The 1,819-nt window shown below is 30.6% G+C and carries 1 protein-coding gene; it reads right to left on the reverse strand.

Going from position 1 to position 1,819, the window contains the following annotated elements; translation table 11 throughout:
- Positions 1-280 precede the first annotated feature (280 nt).
- A complete protein-coding gene (locus tag CVD18_RS22155; RefSeq protein WP_103867620.1) occupies positions 281-1,666 on the reverse strand; it encodes a hypothetical protein in 1,386 nt (461 codons plus the stop codon).
- Between the last annotated feature and the right edge of the window lie 153 nt (positions 1,667-1,819).

The raw sequence follows: 1,819 nt of genomic DNA on the forward strand, positions 1-1,819 counted from the left end.
TACAATACTTAAAACAGGTTCTAAAAAGAACCCTACTATACCATTGCCCAAAATGAAGGAAAAAGACCAAAAACCAACCAAATCCTCATAAAAAGCATGAAAACTACTTTGAAATATCGTTTTTTGAGGTAATCTGCTACCATAAAAAAATGCTAAAGTGACATCCTAACGATTTTCTTTCTTGTTAAGGGTATAGCAAACCTCTCGAATTCCCCCTTATCACCAAATCCCAGATCAGTCAACAGATCATATAGCGCTAGCCTATCGGCACGCCATATGCTTAGTTATTGTAATTTCCAGAATCATTCCATAAGGTTGCAATAGGAGTAATATTTACTATAAATGAGGTGTTAGAAGTCCAAATAATTTTTGTTTTTTCTAGATTCTGACTCCAATATTTAGGTTCTATAGTATATTTTAAAACATAGTTGTCATGATCATCTAAATTATATATTAAAAATTGAGATTCATCACTATATGGATTGAAGTGAAAACAAACAATCGTTTTTTTATCAGGTGCGATATATGGATAGCCAGGAAAGCGTTCTTTTATTTCTCCATTATTTTTGTCTACAAAGAAAAAATCTCCTTCTTCAAAATATTCACCTGCGATAAGATAATAGTGTAATGAATTGATGTCTCCTATATAGTTAAACGCAGCACCTTCAAAATATTTTTTAGTAGTTTGAAGAAGTTTTTTCTTTCCATTTGCTAAAGGAAGCCTTATGGTGTCGTTTATTACCTGAACCTTTTTATTTTTAGTTATAAATTTTGTGGGAATACCAGCAGTATTTTTGTTACTCATAGTGATTGAAAATACCTTGTCTGAGTAATTTCTTGTTCCATTCGTTATAATTTTGGATTGATATAGTTGCGAGTCAAATAATTTCAAGTCTTTGTTTTTTACCAAATACCCATCAAAAACATATCTTTTTTTATTATATCCAGATTCATAATTACAAATTTCAACGATATTTCCATTGATAATCTTCCCATTATCATTGACTGTGAGTTTTTTAGGAGTATATTTATTGATCTTCACTTTTGATCCATACTTTAATTTTCCTATTTTAGTACCATTTTCATCTCTTAGATTAAGTCCATTTAAAGCTTGGATATATTTAATTTCCTGAGGATCAAAATAAGGAATGCAAGAACCTGGTTTTTCTCGTTTATTATAAACATCTTCTTCAATAATTTCTCCTTTCTGGCTAAACACAAAATTAGTATATGAGATTTGTGCTGGTTCTGTATATAATGCATCCATTCTATGAATACGATGCCTAGTGATTGTGCTTTCTGATAGAGACCAACCTTCTGCATCTTCATCATATGCTAGCTGTTCATGATCTATTAAATTGTACTGTTTATCATAATTAGCAAGTACGGTATGTAGCTCTTCACCCCAATAATAATAGAGTACTATTGTTTTATATGTTTCAGTCAATGCTATACCATACAATACCCCACAATCTAACTGCTCCCAATCTTTGTCAATTTTTGGAAAGCTTAGCGCCTTTTTTTGTTTTTGCGTGATATGTTGTTTTGGTGCATTTTTGTCTAATATGGTTTTTTCTTTTAGAGGAACTTTTTTAATTGGGTACTTTTCTAAAAAAGTATAGTCATAGTTGTCTTGTGCAAAGACATATGATACTATAAAAAACATAGTTAACAGGTACACTATTTGCTTTATGGTATAATCCTACTTTGTCATCTTAGGTTTGATTGTTCTTTTCTTGGTCTCTTAGTAGTTGTTTGATGTATCTTTGATGCTGTTCAAGAATTAGATTTATAGCTAATTGCGGAGTTTCTATTTTAG

Origin of the sequence: Aquimarina sp. I32.4, assembly GCF_002924285.1 — a bacterium.
Classification (GTDB): domain Bacteria; phylum Bacteroidota; class Bacteroidia; order Flavobacteriales; family Flavobacteriaceae; genus Aquimarina.